The organism is Pasteurella dagmatis, assembly GCF_900186835.1.
Taxonomy (GTDB): domain Bacteria; phylum Pseudomonadota; class Gammaproteobacteria; order Enterobacterales; family Pasteurellaceae; genus Pasteurella; species Pasteurella dagmatis.
The window spans coordinates 1,426,743-1,443,684 of sequence record NZ_LT906448.1 but is presented as its reverse complement, the minus strand read 5'-3'; the positions used below and the strand labels follow the sequence as shown (position 1 = coordinate 1,443,684).

The 16,942-nt window shown below is 36.8% G+C and carries 18 protein-coding genes; 13 read left to right on the top strand and 5 right to left on the bottom strand.

All coding sequences use genetic code 11. From position 1 onward, the window contains the following. Nucleotides 1-123: 123 nt before the first annotated feature. Genes gloA2 through CKV78_RS06570 form a run of 3 tightly spaced genes read left to right on the top strand, consistent with a single transcriptional unit; the run spans nucleotide 124 to nucleotide 1,436 of the window. Complete coding sequence (gene gloA2 / locus CKV78_RS06580; protein ID WP_032855332.1) at nucleotides 124-519, top strand: SMU1112c/YaeR family gloxylase I-like metalloprotein; 396 nt, start codon at nucleotides 124-126, stop codon at nucleotides 517-519. Nucleotides 520-524: 5 nt separating this feature from the next. Beyond that, entirely contained in the window at nucleotides 525-1,139 is a 615-nt protein-coding gene (locus CKV78_RS06575) for a hypothetical protein (protein WP_005763149.1), read from the top strand. 12 nt (nucleotides 1,140-1,151) lie between these two features. Further along, nucleotides 1,152-1,436: a hypothetical protein gene (locus CKV78_RS06570; protein WP_005763146.1), complete on the top strand. Its 285-nt coding sequence runs from the start codon at nucleotides 1,152-1,154 to the stop codon at nucleotides 1,434-1,436. Nucleotides 1,437-1,486: 50 nt separating this feature from the next. Here the strand turns inward: CKV78_RS06570 and hda are convergent, their stop codons facing one another. From hda to purM, 5 genes are all read right to left on the bottom strand, one after another. Further along, on the bottom strand, nucleotides 1,487-2,185 hold the full coding sequence (hda, locus tag CKV78_RS06565) for a DnaA inactivator Hda (RefSeq protein ID WP_005763145.1): 699 nt from the start codon (nucleotides 2,183-2,185) through the stop codon (nucleotides 1,487-1,489). An 86-nt stretch (nucleotides 2,186-2,271) separates the two neighbouring features. Continuing rightward, the gene (locus CKV78_RS06560) at nucleotides 2,272-3,525 is read right to left on the bottom strand and encodes a nucleobase:cation symporter-2 family protein (RefSeq protein ID WP_005763143.1); all 1,254 of its coding nucleotides are present in this window, start codon (nucleotides 3,523-3,525) and stop codon (nucleotides 2,272-2,274) included. 123 nt (nucleotides 3,526-3,648) lie between these two features. Further along, on the bottom strand, nucleotides 3,649-4,275 hold the full coding sequence (gene upp / locus CKV78_RS06555; RefSeq protein ID WP_005763141.1) for a uracil phosphoribosyltransferase: 627 nt from the start codon (nucleotides 4,273-4,275) through the stop codon (nucleotides 3,649-3,651). 137 nt (nucleotides 4,276-4,412) lie between these two features. After that, nucleotides 4,413-5,063 carry a phosphoribosylglycinamide formyltransferase gene (purN, locus tag CKV78_RS06550; RefSeq protein WP_005763139.1) on the bottom strand — a complete coding sequence of 217 codons (651 nt, stop codon included), beginning with the start codon at nucleotides 5,061-5,063 and terminating at the stop codon, nucleotides 4,413-4,415. After that, on the bottom strand, nucleotides 5,063-6,100 hold the full coding sequence (purM, locus tag CKV78_RS06545) for a phosphoribosylformylglycinamidine cyclo-ligase (RefSeq protein WP_005763137.1): 1,038 nt from the start codon (nucleotides 6,098-6,100) through the stop codon (nucleotides 5,063-5,065). Before purM ends, purN begins: the two co-directional genes overlap by 1 nt. Before the next feature lie 227 nt (nucleotides 6,101-6,327). Here purM and CKV78_RS06540 point away from each other — a divergent pair, with 227 nt between their 5' ends. The 10 genes from CKV78_RS06540 (at nucleotide 6,328) to CKV78_RS06495 (ending at nucleotide 16,308) form a co-directional block, all read left to right on the top strand. Then, nucleotides 6,328-6,804, top strand: coding sequence for a surface-adhesin E family protein (locus tag CKV78_RS06540; RefSeq protein WP_005763135.1), 477 nt, complete (start codon nucleotides 6,328-6,330; stop codon nucleotides 6,802-6,804). Between the two features lie 527 nt (nucleotides 6,805-7,331). Continuing rightward, nucleotides 7,332-8,792 carry an ammonia-forming nitrite reductase cytochrome c552 subunit gene (nrfA, locus tag CKV78_RS06535; protein WP_005763133.1) on the top strand — a complete coding sequence of 487 codons (1,461 nt, stop codon included), beginning with the start codon at nucleotides 7,332-7,334 and terminating at the stop codon, nucleotides 8,790-8,792. An 87-nt stretch (nucleotides 8,793-8,879) separates the two neighbouring features. Further along, nucleotides 8,880-9,521, top strand: a complete 642-nt coding sequence (gene nrfB, locus CKV78_RS06530; protein WP_032855329.1) for a cytochrome c nitrite reductase pentaheme subunit — start codon at nucleotides 8,880-8,882, stop codon at nucleotides 9,519-9,521. Continuing rightward, nucleotides 9,518-10,198 carry a cytochrome c nitrite reductase Fe-S protein gene (nrfC, locus tag CKV78_RS06525; protein WP_005763129.1) on the top strand — a complete coding sequence of 227 codons (681 nt, stop codon included), beginning with the start codon at nucleotides 9,518-9,520 and terminating at the stop codon, nucleotides 10,196-10,198. The genes nrfB and nrfC overlap by 4 nt, the downstream gene beginning before the upstream one ends. Beyond that, on the top strand, nucleotides 10,195-11,154 hold the full coding sequence (gene nrfD, locus CKV78_RS06520; protein WP_005763126.1) for a cytochrome c nitrite reductase subunit NrfD: 960 nt from the start codon (nucleotides 10,195-10,197) through the stop codon (nucleotides 11,152-11,154). The genes nrfC and nrfD overlap by 4 nt, the downstream gene beginning before the upstream one ends. Nucleotides 11,155-11,234: 80 nt before the next feature. After that, nucleotides 11,235-13,160: a heme lyase NrfEFG subunit NrfE gene (nrfE, locus tag CKV78_RS06515; RefSeq protein WP_005763124.1), complete on the top strand. Its 1,926-nt coding sequence runs from the start codon at nucleotides 11,235-11,237 to the stop codon at nucleotides 13,158-13,160. A 16-nt stretch (nucleotides 13,161-13,176) separates the two neighbouring features. After that, entirely contained in the window at nucleotides 13,177-13,704 is a 528-nt protein-coding gene (locus CKV78_RS06510) for a DsbE family thiol:disulfide interchange protein (RefSeq protein ID WP_005763122.1), read from the top strand. Nucleotides 13,705-13,718: 14 nt separating this feature from the next. Beyond that, nucleotides 13,719-14,207 (top strand): heme lyase NrfEFG subunit NrfF, encoded by a 489-nt coding sequence (gene nrfF / locus CKV78_RS06505; protein WP_032855473.1) that lies wholly within the window; start codon nucleotides 13,719-13,721, stop codon nucleotides 14,205-14,207. Continuing rightward, nucleotides 14,204-15,043, top strand: coding sequence for a tetratricopeptide repeat protein (locus tag CKV78_RS06500; RefSeq protein ID WP_005763118.1), 840 nt, complete (start codon nucleotides 14,204-14,206; stop codon nucleotides 15,041-15,043). Before nrfF ends, CKV78_RS06500 begins: the two co-directional genes overlap by 4 nt. A 59-nt stretch (nucleotides 15,044-15,102) precedes the next feature. Next, nucleotides 15,103-16,308, top strand: a complete 1,206-nt coding sequence (locus tag CKV78_RS06495) for a BaiN/RdsA family NAD(P)/FAD-dependent oxidoreductase (RefSeq protein WP_005763116.1) — start codon at nucleotides 15,103-15,105, stop codon at nucleotides 16,306-16,308. Nucleotides 16,309-16,942 lie beyond the last annotated feature (634 nt).

Genomic DNA, 16,942 nt, shown 5'->3' with positions numbered 1-16,942 from the left:
TCTTTTGTTAGTCGGCTAAAAAGTATTGCATTCTCTTTGTGGCATTTGGTATTATGCAAGTGTTTGCTCCCAGAAGAGCCAAACAATAAATATAATAAACCTCGGGGCATTGAAGGAAATAAAGTGAGCTTTCCTATCATCGGAGTGCATCATATCGCCATTATTGTTTCTGATTATGAAAAGTCTAAGCATTTTTATACAAAAATTCTTGGTGCTGACATAATACAGGAAACCTATCGTGAAAAACGTAATAGCTATAAACTAGATTTGCGTTTCAAAGATGGTACCCAACTAGAGCTATTTTCTTTTTCTAATCCACCTTCACGCTTGACTTACCCAGAGGCCTGTGGTTTAAGGCATCTTGCTTTTCAAGTGCAGGACATCGATAGCGCAATTGGCTTTTTGAAAAACTATCATATTGAAAGTGAGCCTATTAGGATTGATCCTTTAACAGGACGGCGTTTTACCTTTTTCAAAGATCCCGACAATCTTCCATTAGAATTATATGAAATAGAATAAAGGGAATGATGATGTCTTCCAAAATTTTTGTTTTTTTGAGTTGTTTTTTGCTCTCCGGTACAGCATTGCCACAACCACCTTTGGTTATTCGTATTACGGAGGAAAACGTGAAGCAGTTTAAGAATGATTTCTTTAAAATAGCTCAGCCAGAGAAGGAGACTTTTGTGGAAACTAGAGGTGAAGAGACTGTCACTTATGTGAACCACAATGGAACAAGAAGCTTGAATCCAAATAAGAATGAACAAGATGCTGAAGCATTAGGGCAAAGTATCGAATTTGATGTTTATGAAATTAATGAATCCAGATCGTCACATACTATTTTTGAATCTGGTGGTGGTATTTGTTATGGATTCAAAAATGATAGTGGTGTTGATGTTACTGATGCAACCACTTATTATATACAACCTAAAAAGAAAGAAGAGTACTACACTAATATTGCGACTGCTAATGTCAATGCTCAAGAAGCCCCTAAAAATATGCAATATGTACCTGTTTTCTATATCCAAGATCAGGCACTAGCAGAAAAGGTACAAGCACAGGAGCAAAAAGAAGGGAAATCATTAGCAGGTAAGAATATTCAAAAACGTGCAAATATGTTATCTAATGTTATTTGCAAATAAAGGAAGTAACAGATGAAAAAAATCTTCACTCTATTTATGTTATTGTCGCTTTATGCTTGCTCTGCAAAGCAGCCTGATGCACCAATTACGTTAGATTACAAAGTAGTTGAGGAATATCAACAAAAAGTGATGACAGGAGATACTGTACCTGCTCACAAGAAAAAAGCGTATTCAGATAGTGTTGAGTCCCCGTTGAATGCTAGCGATTCAAGAGTAAAGCAGGATAAAAGAGCTATCTATTCTCGACCAGTGCTAATAATGCCGAGTGTCGGTTATCATTATAGTCATTATCGTTAATATAATACGAATGAAATGAAAACCACTGACTGAAAAGTGCGGTGGTTTTTTTATAATTTTAAAATTTCTTTTACAAAAGGAATAGTGAGTTTACGTTGTGCTTGTAGCGATGCTTGGTCGAGTTGAGTGAGAGCATCAAGCAAAGTTTGCATATCTCTTTCAAGGCGTTTTAGTAAGAAGTTTGATGTCTCATCAGGTAGTTCAATACCACGTTCTTTAGCATGTTGTTGTAACACTTGGATTTTTTGTATATCTGTGAGTGGTGTCAATTGATAAATTTCACCCCAACGTAAACGAGAGGCTAGATCAGGCAGTTTTACAGGCAGCGCGGTAGGGGATTGATTTGCACTAATCAATAAGAGTGTTTTACCGATTTCTTTAATCCGATTGAATAGATCAAAAATTGCTAACTCCCATTCATCATTACCAATCACAGTATGTAGGTCATCTAAGCATACAAGCTGTTGATATTCTAAATTTTCTAAGACCGCAGGTGAAAAATAGCAAGATTTTTCCAGTGGAACATAGATTGCGGGGCGTTGTTGTAAGAAAAAATGGTTCGAAATTGCTTTAAGTAGATGGCTTTTCCCACTACTTTGTTCTCCCCAAATATAAAAGAATTGCTGTTCAGGAAAAGTAAAATTTTTATGCAGAGAATTAAGCAACAATAAATTATTGTCGGGGAAAAAGTTATCCAATGTTTCATCATCAATTTGATGAATAGGTAAGAGTAATTGCTTCTCTAACAAAAAAAGACCTATATAAAATATTCCAAAACAGCAATAAGAATAAACGAAAAACGAAGGGTTAAGCAAGACTTAACCCCTATTTTGTATTATTGATTCTCTTCTAGTGGTGCGTTTTTAGCTTTTGGTAAAATTAAGTTCAATAAGATAGCAACTACAGCACATAAACTGATACCTTTTAATGATACTTCACCAAAGTTTACGAACATTCCACCGATACCAAATGTCATTACTACAGAGATAATGCAAAGGTTACGAGCTTCTGTTACATCAACTTTACCACGAATTAATGTACTCATACCAACAACAGCAATTGATCCGAATACAAGCATCATAATACCGCCCATCACGATAGTTGGAATAGTCGATAAAAATGCCCCTACTTTACCACAGAATGAAATTGCAATTGCCCATACTGCAGCCCAAGTCATAATTTTCGGGTTAAAGTTACGAGTAAGCATTACTGCACCTGTAACTTCCGCATAAGTGGTGTTTGGTGGACCTCCTAAGAATGATGCTGCGCTAGTTGCGATACCATCACCAAGTAAAGTGCGGTGTAAACCTGGTTTTTGTAAGAAATCTTTACCTGTTACTGAGCTAATCGCCATAATACCGCCCACATGTTCTACTGCAGGTGCAATTGCTATTGGTAATAAATAAAGAATTGCTTCTAATTTGAACTCTGGTGTTGTAATTTCTGGTAAGCTGAACCAAGGTGCATCTAAAACTGGTTTAAAATCGATTAAGCCTAAGAATAAGCAAAGTATATAACCCACAGTAATGCCGAACATAATTGGGATGAGTTTCATAATCCCTTTGGCAAATACAGCAACAGATAGGGTGGCTAATAAAGTTGCCATTGAAACAAGCACAGCATCATTGTATTCATAGTTACTGTTTTTACCTAACGCCATATCAACTGCAACCGGAGCGAGTCCCATACCGATGATGATAATAACAGGTCCAACTACAACTGGTGGAAAGACTTTTTGCAATGCACCTGCACCTTTTAATTTCACTAAAGTACTTAATGCGAAATATACAAAGCCGGTGAAAACTAATCCGCCCATTGTGGTTGCAATACCCCAAGTCGCTACACCGTATTGAATTGGTGCGATGAATGCGAAAGAAGAAGCAAGAAAAATAGGGACTTGGCGACCTGTACATAATTGGAATAATAACGTACCGATACCTGCCGTTAATAATGCAGTATTCGGATTTAAACCCGTAATGAGTGGCACTAATACTAATGCACCAAATGCAACAAATAGCATCTGTAAGCCTACAAATGCTTGTTTAGCGTGGCTTTGTTCTGTAAGAACAGTTGGATTTTGATTTGTCATTTAAGTTTCAACTCTCTGTCTGAATTAACTTTATATTTATAGTGATGCGTTTTCTAATTATGCGGCAAACGCTATAAATGAACGGAAAAAAGCGACATCTGAAATGTCGCTTTGTTTTTTGGATTATTTGGTTCCAAAAATTTTGTCACCCGCATCGCCAAGACCTGGAATGATATAGCCATGTTCATTTAAGTGGCTATCGATTGATGCGGTATATAATTCGATATCAGGGTGTGCTGCTTCTAATGCTTTAATCCCTTCTGGTGCAGCAACAAGAACTAATACTTTAATGTGGCGGCAACCTTTTGCTTTTAATAAATCTATCGTAGCGATCATTGAACCACCAGTTGCTAACATAGGGTCAACAACAATCGCTAAACGTTCTTCTAAATCACTGGCAAGTTTTTGGAAGTAAGGCACTGGTTCAAGTGTTTCTTCATTACGGTACATCCCTACAACGCTGATACGTGCACTTGGGACGTGTTCTAATACGCCATCCATCATGCCCAAACCTGCACGTAAAATTGGCACAACGGTAACTTTTTTACCTTTAATTTGGTCAATTTCAACGGGACCACACCAGCCGTCAATAATCACTTTTTCTGTTTCAAGATCAGCTGTTGCTTCATAAGTCAATAAACTACCTACTTCAGTGGCTAATTCACGGAATTTTTTGGTATTAATATCGACAGCGCGCATTAGGCCTAGTTTATGTTTGACGAGCGGATGTTGTACTTCTACTAATTTCATGGTGTGCTCCTTTTACATATATGAAAAATAAAATCGTTAAATTCTAAAACATAATCTGTGAAATTAACAGGTCAGTATTTGTTTAATTTGATATTTTTTAGGCATAAAAAACGGTCTGAAAACAGACCGCACTTTTTTTAATCAATTTCGTCTTCCATTGCATAGCCTTGAGGTGGCAACTTCACCCCGTCTAGGAAAGCCATATCGCCAACGAGTTTTAAACGATCTTCAGTGAACCATTTTACCACTAATGGGTAAATACGGAGTTCTTGTGTTTTAACCCTTTCCTCAATATCCGCAATACTATCGCCTTCAAAAATTGGCACCTTCGCTTGGAGAATAACAGCACCACCATCCACTTCTTCATTAACAAAATGCACAGAAGTACCATGTTCTTTCTCACCCGCATCTAAGGCTTGTTGGTAGGTATGTAATCCTGGATATTTAGGTAATAAAGATGGATGAATATTTAAAATCTTACCTGAAAAACGTTGTGTAAATGGCGCAGTTAAAATTTTCATATAGCCAGCAAGGACAATAAGATCGGCATTAATAGATTCAATGTAATTGCCAATTTGGTGATCCATTGCTTGGTTATTCTCAAAATCCTTACGTAAAAAAACACGGCTAGAAATACCCGCACTTTTCGCACGTTCTAAAGCGAATGCATCTGCTTTATTACTAATGACAGAAACAATTTTTCCTGCAATTTGGCCCTCATTACAAGCATCAATTAATGCCTGTAAATTTGTGCCTTGACCAGAAACTAAAACAACAATATTTTTCATTAGCGAATAATTACTTGTTCTTCACCTTCTTCAATGTGTTCTATACGACCAATCAACCATGCGTTTTCGCCAGTTTGTTGGAGTAGTGCAAGAGCAGTTTCAACATCTTCTTGTGGTAATGCGATAATCATCCCAACACCACAGTTAAATGTGCGATACATTTCGTGAGTATCGATATTGCCTTTCTCTTGTAACCATTTGAAAATAGGTTGCCATTCCCAACTTTTCTCATTAATCACTGCTTTCACGTGTTTTGGTAATACACGTGGAATATTTTCCCAGAAACCACCACCAGTTAAATGTGAAATTGCGTGGACATCAGTATGTTTGAGTAATTGTAAGATTGATTTCACATAAATTTTCGTTGGTGCAAGCACTTGATCAGCAAGTGGTTTACCTGCCAATTGTTCTTCTGCAGGGTTTACACCTGCAACATCAATCACTTTACGAATTAAAGAATAACCATTTGAGTGTGGACCGCTAGAACCTAGGGCAATTAAAGCATCGCCCACTTTAACCTGGCTACCGTCAATGATTTCTGATTTTTCAACGACACCGACACAGAAACCGGCAAGATCGTAGTCACCAGCGTGATACATACCTGGCATTTCAGCAGTTTCGCCACCAACTAATGCACAACCTGATTGTTCACAACCATTTGCAATGCCTTTGATTACACTGGCTGCAACATCAACATCTAACTTACCTGTTGCGTAATAGTCAAGGAAGAATAATGGCTCTGCACCTTGTACCACTAAGTCATTCACGCACATTGCGACTAAATCAATACCAATGCTATCGTGGCGATTAAGATCAATTGCAAGGCGTAATTTTGTGCCAACACCATCAGTTCCAGACACTAAAATTGGCTCTTTATATTTGGTTGGAATCGCACATAACGCACCAAAACCGCCTAAACCACCAATAACTTCTGGACGAGTTGTACGTTTTACATCGGCTTTGATTTTTTCTACTAATGCATTACCCGCATTAATATCAACACCCGCATCTTTGTAACTTAATGATTGTTTACTCACGATTGTTTCCTATATTGATTGGATATGAAATTCTAAAACGGGCGAATTGTATCACGTCTAAGCAAACGTTTGCGATAGTTGTTTTATAAATTTTATTTGTTTGAATTAATTTTATTAAATTGTGCAATAAATGCTTTTTTTGTCACCTTGATCCCGTTAGAATGCAAAGTGCTGGAAAATAAACCTTTCTATTTGCCTATGTAAAAAGGAACTAACTAGGAGTGAATATGAAAACATTACTTGCTATTATTATTGGGCTCTCTACTTTAACTGCCTGCAAAGCTCCCGCTCCACAGCCAAAAGCTCCTGACGATGTTGCATTGGTTGTGCCAACACTAATTAAGTCAGGTTTTATTCGATTATCACAAGAGCCAAATCACTTTGTTGATGCCAATAAAGTGATTAAAGGGCATATTGAGGACTATTTAGTTTACTTTGATGTCGTCGTTAATTTAGAAAAAAGTAAATATGCTTATCCTGAAAAACCTGAATTATATGCTAAGTCATTACGTAGAAAACATGTAGTGAATTGCGATACACAAACAATGGATCAGCTCTCAACAGCCTATTACACCGAGTTTTGGGGAGAAGGGGAAAAATCGCCAGAAATATCAGAGCATATTCAGTTAGTGCAAGATTATAAGAAATCGCAGTTATATATTTTAGGTAAACTCATCTGTTCTAAACTTTATCGGGACAAGTAATTGAGATACTACGTTAGATTGATAAAAAAGTGCGGTCTATTTTCCGCACTTTTTTGTTGGTTTCCTTTTTAAGTTTAGCTCCTTCATTTCATTTTATATTTTTTACGTTATTAGAAATAAAATATTTTTGTTTTATTCAATTATTTATTTTATGTGGCATAAAATGAGCATAACACCTCTTTATGAGTATTTTTATGTATATTCTCTTTATATCCCTAAAACGCTTTAAATCCTAGTTTATTACATATGATTCATACCTCTTAAGTGGTATTTTTCATGCTACAAAATTAGCTTTTATTTTATTCTTAAATAAAAAACTTGATCCAAAACAAGAAATAGTGAAAAAAATAAGCAATTCATAAAATGGTTTGTTATTTTTATAGTATGGATTTTTCTTTTTTATCAGCTATTTTGTTGTTTTTAATGATAAAAATTATCATTTAGGATGATGAAGGGGTTGGTAGTTTTTAATCATTTTTGTACACACAAATCAACTTAAGGTCAAACCTTTTAATGGAGTAATTATCGTGAACGTATTGAAAAAACGCCTATTACTTGCGGCAACTGTGGCTTGGGGTGTTTCAGTATTACCTAACACAATGGCTGAGTATAAACCAATCGAACAACCAGTTGAGCCAGCAAATCCTAGCTTAAAGATAGAATCGAGAAATGACTTATTTAAAGAACAGTTCCCAAAACAGTACCAAGGTTGGGCAGACACTTCAAAATCGACAGATCTTGATTCAGTGAACTATGAAGACCCGCGTGTAGTTGTTTTATGGGCCGGTTACGCTTTTGCAAAAGACTATAAGAAGCCTCGTGGACACTTTTATGCAATTACTGATGTAAGAGAAATTTTACGTACTGGCGCACCGATGACACCAGATGCTGGTCCAATGCCAATGGCTTGTTGGACTTGTAAAAGCCCAGACGTTCCTCGTTTAATCGCAGAGCGTGGTGAAGCGGGCTATTTCGGTGCAACTTGGGGAAGCGGCGGTTCAGAAATTGTGAATCCAATTGGCTGTGCAGATTGTCACGATACCACATCGAAAGATTTTGCTGAAGGTAAACCAGCATTACGTATCGCTCGCCCTCACGTATTACGTCCTTTAGAAAAAATTAATAAGAAATTTGCGGATGCAGATAGAACAGATCAACGAGCAGCGCTTTGTGCAAATTGCCACGTGGAATACTATTTTGCAGGGGATTTGAAACAAGTGACATTCCCTTGGGACAACGGTATTAGCGTTGATGAAATGGAAAAATATTACGACGATATCGGTTTTGTTGACTGGACACATGCCCTTTCAAAAGCGCCAATGTTAAAAGCACAGCACCCTGACTATGAAACTTGGATGTTAGGTGTTCATGGTAAAAATGGTGTGACTTGTATTGACTGCCATATGCCAAAAGTACAAGGGGTAGATGGTAAAGTTTATACAGATCACCAAATTGGTAACCCATTCAATGCCTTTGAGCATACTTGTGCAAACTGTCACGATCAAAGCAAAGAAAAATTAAAAGATATCGTGAAGTCTCGTAAGAAAGAAATCAAAGACGTAATGTTAAGACTTGAAGATCAATTAGTTGCAGCACACTTTGAAGCTAAAGCCGCTTGGGAAGCGGGTGCAACTAAAGAAGAAATGAAAGACGCATTGCAAGCTATCCGTCATGCACAATGGCGTTGGGACTACTCAGCTGCAGGTCATGGTGGTCATATTCACGCACCTGATGTGATCTTAAAAGTGCTTGGTACAGGCTTAGATCGTGCTTCTGATGCAAGAACACAATTAGTTCGTGTATTAGCAAAACATGGTATCACAGAGCCTGTAAAAGTGCCTGATATTTCAACCGCTGAAAATGCGTGGAAAGCAACTGGTGTTGATATTGAGAAAGAGCGCAGAGCGAAAGCAGAATTCCTCAAAACTATTGTTCCTCAATGGGATAAAGAAGCTAGAGAAAAAGGCTTACTTCCTCCTGAGAAATAAACAAACTTTGTCAAAAACGACCGCACTTTAATGTGCTAAATAAAGTAAAAGTGCGGTGCTTTTAACACTAATTTTGAGGTAATGAAAATGAGCTTAAATTCCCTTTTTAAACAAGGAATAGCTATCGTAATAGGATTAATTGCTTTTGGTGTTGCGACAGTGGCTGAAGCGAATACGTCGAAGGGCGTAAGCACACTAGTTTATGAGCCACAACTAGAGCATCAACGTGATCCAAACCAATATTGTGCGAAATGTCATAAACTAGAATCTAACGATAGTCAATCTGGCGGAGAGTTCCATTTTGGTAAATTCCATGGTACTCACTTATCAGAAAAAAATCCGAATACAGGTAAACCAATTACCTGTGTAAATTGTCATGGTAATATCTCTGAAGATCATCGTCGAGGTGCAAAAGATGTAATGCGTTTCCATAGTAATATTTTCAGTGATAAAAAACCAATGTTTACTGTAGAAGAGCAAAACCAAGTGTGTTTTGCGTGTCACCAACCGAAAAAATTACGTGAAACGCTTTGGGCGCACGATGTTCATGCAATGAAATTACCTTGTGCAAGTTGCCATACGTTACACCCAGCACAAGATAAAATGTCTGGTATTGCGAAGAAAGAACAAGTGAAACTTTGTGTGGATTGTCACGGTGAACAACAAAAACGTAAAGCCGAGTTGAAACCACCACATATTTATGCAACCGAACAAAAGGATAAAAAATGACAGCTTGCTCACGCCGAAACTTTGTTTCCGGTATGGGAGCGTTAATCCTAATGACGGGAACATCAATAAAATCAGTGGGACAAAGTGTTAGTGACGAGAAAAAGCCAATCCGTTATGCAATGTTACATGATGAAACCTCATGTATCGGTTGCACAGCTTGTATGGATGCTTGTCGTGAAACTAACCAAGTTCCTGAAGGGGTTTCTCGTTTGGAAATTATACGCAGCGAACCTTATGGCGAATTTCCAAATGCGGAATATGAGTTTTTCCGCCATTCCTGTCAGCATTGTAGTAATGCACCTTGTGTACACGTTTGTCCAACGGGGGCATCTTTTGTTGATAAGGAAACCGGCATTGTTGATGTACATAAAGATCTTTGTGTAGGTTGCCAATATTGTATTGCGGTTTGCCCATATCGCGTCCGTTTTATTCACCCTGTATATAAATCCGCAGATAAATGTAACTTCTGTCGTGATACAAATTTAGCCAAAGGTAAATTACCGGCTTGTGTTGAATCTTGTCCGACAAACGCATTGACGTTTGGTGATATGAATGATCCAAATAGCGAGATAGTACAGAAAGTGAAAGAGAAACAAGTGTATCGTACAAAAGTTGAATTAGGTACAGATCCAAATCTTTACCATGTGCCAGCGAAAAGAGGGGAGTTAAGACGATGAACAGTCCATTTCATTTCCCGTCTTTAGTATGGGATCATACCATTGCGGTTTACTTGTTTTTACTCGGGATCTCAGCGGGTGCGGCAATGCTTGCGGTATTGTTAAAACGAGCAGGGCTAGCAGGTGATGATCCTTCAGAAAATAATGTCATTCGTTGCACCGCTTTTTTGGCACCATTGAGTATTATTATTGGTTTAGTGATTTTGATTTTCCACTTAACCAAGCCTTGGACATTCTGGTATTTGATGTTTAATTATAGTACGACATCCATTATGTCGATGGGTGTAATGTTATTCCAAGTGTATATGCTGTTCTTAATGTTATGGTTAGCGATTATTTTCCATAAATTAGTTGCAAGACTGATTGAGAAATATGCTAAGCTATTTGCTTTTGTGAATAAGCTGATTGCAGTTGCAACAAAATTTACAGGTTTAATTGAAATTATTTTAATCATTTTATCTGTATTATTAGGGGCTTATACAGGTTTCCTATTGTCTGCATTGATCAGCTATCCAATGTTGAATAACCCAGTGTTACCAATCTTGTTCTTGGCTTCGGGTACATCATCTGGTGTAGCTGCGTTAATTGTGTGTACATTGCTTTTTACTAAAGAAGATACACATTCAAAATCGCTAGCATTTATTCATAAATTTGAGGTTCCTGTTGTTTGTATCGAAATTTTCCTATTAGCCGCATTCTTTATCGGCTTGTATTTAGGTGGTGGACAAAAAACTGTTGCATTTGAGACCGCACTTTTAAGTGGATTTTGGGCAAATGTGTTCTGGATTGGTGTGGTTGGCATTGGTTTAGTGCTGCCATTAATCCTTAATGCGATAGCGAATCATCAGTTAAAGCATACAAAAGGCTTTATGGTATTCGTGTCTTGCTTAGGTTTAATTGGCGTGTTATGTTTGCGTTTCTTTATCCTCTACGCAGGACAAATGACGTTGGCGTAATAGCCCTTAAAAATAATGAGAGAGGCGAACGGCTAGTTCGCCTTTTTAATGTGTACTTCTATCTTATTTGATTACTCGATATGATCCCTGAACTTGGTTTTTTTGCCTTACTTATTGCTTCTTTCTGTGCACTATTGCTCGCAACTGTGCCACAATTTGGCATTGTTTTACGTAAACCTACTATGATTGGTACGGCTTGGAATCTAAGTTATTTATTTGGCATTTTTACGAGCATTTCTATTGCTTGTTTGGCATATTCTTTTGCAGTTGATGATTTTTCTGTGCAATATGTTGCACATCACTCAAACTCTCAATTACCTATTTTCTTTAAGGTGTCAGCCACTTGGGGTGGACACGAAGGCTCAATGCTATTTTGGTTGTTTGCACTCGCTATTTGGGTGATGTTATTTGCCTTTTCAAGCCGTCATAAAGAACCGATTATTTCTGCGAGAAGCCTTTCAGTATTAGGCTTGATCTGTTTAGCTTTCTGCCTTTTTATCCTCTTTTTATCTAACCCTTTTGAACGTGCATTCCCTCAAGCCTTTGAAGGGCGTGATTTAAACCCCATGTTGCAAGATGTTGGGCTTATTTTCCACCCGCCATTGTTGTATCTTGGCTATGTAGGCTTTGCTGTGAATTTTGCGATAACGGTGTCTGCGCTCATTAGTGGACACTTAGATGCTGCATTAGCACGAATGATGCGTCCTTGGGTGCTGGTGTCTTGGTTATTTTTAACTTTGGGCATAGTATTAGGTTCTTGGTGGGCATATTACGAATTAGGCTGGGGCGGTTGGTGGTTTTGGGATCCTGTTGAAAACGCTTCTTTAATGCCTTGGTTGCTTGGCTTAGCGTTATTACATAGCTTATCCGTCACTGAACAACGTGGTATTTTTAGTTATTGGACGATTCTATTTTCTTTACTTGCTTTTTCTTTTAGTTTACTTGGTACTTTTATTGTCCGCTCTGGCGTGCTGACCTCGGTACACGCTTTTGCCGTGGATGGAGAGCGTGGTATTGCTCTACTAATTTTATTCTTCTTGCTGACAGTTGGGGCATTAACTCTTTTTGCATTGAAAGTTAATTTACAGCAAAGTGCGGTACGTTTTCGCATAATTTCTAAAGAGAATGCCCTGCTATTACTGAATATTTTATTGACTATTGCAACCTTAAGTGTGTTTTTAGGCACTTTCTATCCAATTGTATTCACTGCATTTCAATGGGGTTCGATTTCCGTTGGTGCACCTTATTTTAATGCGATTTTCTTACCTCTCTTTGCTATTACTTTATTTGCAATGATCGCGGTATTGTCAATGCATTGGAAAACCTTAAATAAAAAGCGTTTTATACAACGAGCCTTATTGTTAGTTCCTGCATTAATCATTGCGTATTTCTTAATATCCTACTATGTGGATAGGAACGAATCATTGTATTTTAACTTAACTGCTTACATACTATTGAGCTTATCGATTTGGTTAATCTTAGCGACTTTGTGGGCACCGTGGCGATATATTTCAGTAAAACAATTTGCGATGATTCTTGCACATTTAGGCGTTGCTGTTACTGCGATTGGCGCGATTATGAGTAGTTATTACAGTAGTGAAATCGGTGTTCGCCTTGCACCAAATCAAACTCAACAATTAGGGAACTATCATTTCCATTATAAAGGTTTCAAAAATGTATTGGGACCAAATTATACCAGTGAAAAAGCCCATTTTGTGGTGACAAAACAAAATCAACCTTATGCCGAAATTTATCCTGAACGCCGTTATTACGATGTTCGCACAATGAATATGAGTGAAGTCGGTATCAATTGGGGTTGGTTTGGTGATGTGTATATTGTGATGGGCGATCGCTTAGGCAATGGCGAATTTACCTTCCGTTTGCAATATAAGCCGTTTATTAGGTGGTTATGGTTTGGCGGTATTTTAATGGCATTTGGTGCACTGTTGGCTACGATTGGATTAAGACGCAATAAGCAATTTCAGTCTGTGAAAAACACAGATTAAACAGGAAAAATCTAAGATGAAAAGAGCTCTTTTATTTCTGCCATTATTTGTGATTTTAGCTGTTTGTACATTGTTATTAATTGGTTTACAGCAAGATCCAAAGAAAATAGCTTCTGCGTTAATTGGTAAGCCTGTACCAGAATTTTATCAAACAGATTTATTAAAAATAGAGAGAGTATTAAGCAATAAGGATTTACCAAAACAAGCATTTTTATTGAATGTTTGGGGGAGTTGGTGTGCTTATTGTAAGCAAGAGCATCCTTTTTTAATGCAACTATCAAAATCTATTCCAATTGTCGGGCTCAATTATCGTGATAAAACCTCAAATGCATTAGCAATGTTGCAGAAAATTGGCAACCCGTTTGTATTGGTGATTAATGATAGTAAAGGGGAATTTGCGTTAAACCTTGGTGTGGACGGTGCACCCGAAACCTATTTAGTAGATAAATACGGTGTTGTTCAGTATCGTTATACTGGTCCACTTAATGCTGAAATATGGCAAAACTACTTTGTGCCTGAGTTGCAACATTTGGAGACAAAATAATGACAAAACAGATAGTGACAAGGTGCAATGGATTCTTGTTAAGTTTTTTGCTCTTTTTCAGTGTTTTGGTTCGAGCAGAAATAGTGGACACTTATCAATTCAAAAATACGGAAGATCGTGTGAGAGCTGTGGAGCTTGCTAAATCCTTGCGTTGTCCACAATGTCAAAATCAAAATTTAGTGGAATCTAACTCGCCTATTGCTTATGACTTGCGAATTGAAGTATACAAAATGGTTGATGAAGGTAAAAGCAATCAAGAAATTGTGAATTTAATGACATCACGTTTTGGTAATTTTGTGTTGTATAATCCACCTCTCCAATGGACGACCGCCGCATTATGGAGCCTCCCTGCTATTTCATTATTGTTTGCTTTAGGTTTGATGCTTAGCTATGCCAAAAAACGTTCAAAACAAGTAAAAGCCGAGAGGGTGCTCAATAAATCGCAACAAGATGCAATTGAACGTTTATTAAAGCAAACAGAACAAACGGATAGACAAGAATGATGTGGTGGGGATTATTAACTTTTACGTTGTTGATTATTGTGTTGCTATTATTACCTTTCGGAAAATGGTTGTCTTGGCAAAACAACTATCGTCAGCAAAAAAATATTGCTTTATATCGTGAGCAATTGATGATGAGCTCAGACCCAGAATTGCGTAATGAATTGGGGCAGCGTTTATTGGAAGATGAAAAACAATTACAAAATCAATCGGATTTTGTATTAACTGAAGGGAAATGTGCGGTGCGTTTCTCATTAAAATTGAATATGTTTTTAGCGTTCTTATTAATTACTGTGCCAAGTTTGTACTATTTTTCTTTGCCTCGTTATACAGACGTTGAGCAAGGCGAAGCCACTTTTTTACAGCAACAAATGCAATTAATGGAGCAAGCTATATCTCAGCAAAATGAGGATAAAATCACACAAATTCAAAATAAATTGCGCCAAGATCCTAATGATGCAGAAAATTGGCTCGCATTGGGACAAGCGTATATCGAAAATAATGAATTTGATAGTGCAAGGATTTCTTACCAGAATGCACAAAGCTTGTTAGGCAATAAGCCTTATATTTTAGGCGCTTTAGCGACTGCACTTTATTATCAATCGGGGCAACAACTGACGGAGGCAGTGCAGGCATTATTAAATCAAGCACTGATTGAAGATCCACAAGAAATTTCAAGCCTATCATTGATTGCTACTGATGCATTTGTTCAAGGAAATTATCAAAAAGCCGCACAGACATGGCAAAAAATGTTAGACTCCGACCGACCAAATATCGATCGCCGTACTTTGATTCAACGTATTCAAATGGCAGAAATTAGACTGCAACAATCAAAATAAAGCAATAATCTGATATTAACCTACATTAGCTTATTGCTTACAACATATTAATCACATTTATGAACAATTATTCTGAAGTTATTATTATTGGAGCGGGGGCTGCTGGTTTATTTTGTGCAAGCCAAGCCGCTAAGCTAGGTAAGCAAGTGACGTTATTTGATAACGGCAAAAAAGTTGGGCGTAAAATTTTGATGTCGGGTGGTGGATTTTGTAATTTCACTAATCTTGATGTTACACCACAACATTATCTTTCACAAAATCCGCACTTTGTTAAATCTGCTCTTGCTCGCTATACCCAATGGGATTTTATTGCAATGGTGGCAGAGTACGGTATTGCTTATCATGAGAAAGAGTTAGGACAGCTATTCACTGATGAAGGTGCAGAAAAAATCGTTGAAATGTTGCTGTCAGAATGTGAAAAATATGGTGTTAATATTCAACTACGTCAACAAATTAGCGGTGTAAGAAAGCAAGAAAATGACCATAAGCGGCGCTTTTCATTAATTGCCAATGGGCAAATATGGTATTGCCAATCCTTAGTGATTGCAACGGGTGGGCTTTCAATGCCAGGTCTTGGAGCTTCACCTTTTGGTTATCAAATTGCAGAGCATTTTGGTATTCAAGTGCTCGCTCCACGTGCTAGCCTTGTGCCTTTCACTTGGCGTGAAATTGATAAATTTTATACCGCACTTTCAGGAATTGCATTACCTATCGTGGCTACAGCGCAAAATGGCAAGGCTTTTGCTAATAATATGTTGTTTACTCATCGAGGCATCTCAGGTCCTGCGATTTTGCAGATCTCAAATTATTGGCAACCAAATGAATCCATCGAAATTGATTTATTACCAAGTGAAAATATTGTTGACTTTTTACAACAACTACGAGCAACTTCGCCAAAGTTACTGCTAAAAAATGCTTTGGCAAAAGTATTACCTAAAAAATTAGTAGAGCTTTGGATTGTACAACAATTAGTACAAGATATGCCTATTGCACAACTGAGCAAACCAATTTTTCAACAACTCGATCAATTAATTCATCATTGGCAATTTTTACCTAATGGAACAGAGGGTTACCGTACTGCAGAAGTCACAATGGGAGGTATTGATACTAGTGCAGTGTCCTCAAAAACAATGGAGGCTTATTCTGTCCAAGGTTTGTATTTTATTGGTGAAGTCTTAGATGTGACAGGTTGGCTAGGAGGTTATAATTTTCAATGGGCGTGGAGTTCTGCTTATGTATGCGCACAAGCATTGCTTCTCAAGTAATGCTCTTAGATTATATTGATAGTTTATTTTTATTGAAAATAAACTATTGATTGTTGTCAATGAAAAAAATTTTATGTTTTATATAGGGTAAATGTTATAGATTGCCCTATGTGTTTTATATCTCGTCTTAAATTATTTTGAGTTTTCTTTTTTACTTCCTTTTAAATTATTCTTGTGTTTTCAAACTATTATTTATCTCCTTATAGTCAACTGTTAATCGCTCGTTGTTACAGATTTATAAAAAATATAAATACACATATTGTTAATATAATTAAATTATATCATATGCCATTTAACTTTCGATTAATTATTCTAATTTTACTGGTTTGGTGTTATATTTATTATTTGAGTTTTATTATTTTTTATTCGTAACACAATAAATATTATTTTGGTATTAATATAGTTCTTATATTTACTTAAAATAAATTTTTTCTTTTTTGTATTAAATTTTTATATTTAAAAAAGTAACTGATACTTATTCCATTTTATTATATTAAAGTGGGTTTGATAGAATGTAATATTTTTTTAATTAATTGATTTATATGTGTTTTTTCTTTTAATCTGGATGGGGTTCTAGTTTAGAATAAAAGCATACAGGAATAAAAATTTTTATAGTGAATATTTTTATGTATTG